Below are 259 nucleotides of genomic sequence, written 5' to 3'. Positions count from 1 at the left end.
CGACCTTGAAGGAGACACGTTGGATACCGCCCTGCTGCTCACCGCCGCGTTCGTCGCTGGCGCCCTCAATGCCGTCGCCGGTGGCGGCAGTTTTCTGACCCTGCCCGCGCTCGTGTTCGTCGGCGTGCCGCCGGTGGTGGCCAATGCCACCGGCACGGTGGCGCTGCTGCCGGGCTACATCGCGGGCGCCTGGGGGTTCCGCGAAGACACGCAGGCGCCGCCGGGCCTGTCGATGGCGCGGCTGGTGGTGCTGTCGCTG

General features: G+C 71.8%; 1 protein-coding gene. It reads left to right on the top strand.

Going from position 1 to position 259, the window contains the following annotated elements:
• Positions 1 to 19: 19 nt before the first annotated feature.
• The coding region (locus B2J89_RS23415; protein ID WP_169170898.1) for a TSUP family transporter at positions 20 to 259 on the top strand (240 nt) is incomplete at its 3' end.

It is taken from the genome of Acidovorax sp. SRB_24, from assembly GCF_012931925.1.
The sequence above is the reverse complement of the archived record's forward strand: the minus strand, read 5'-3'. Positions and strand labels throughout refer to the sequence as shown.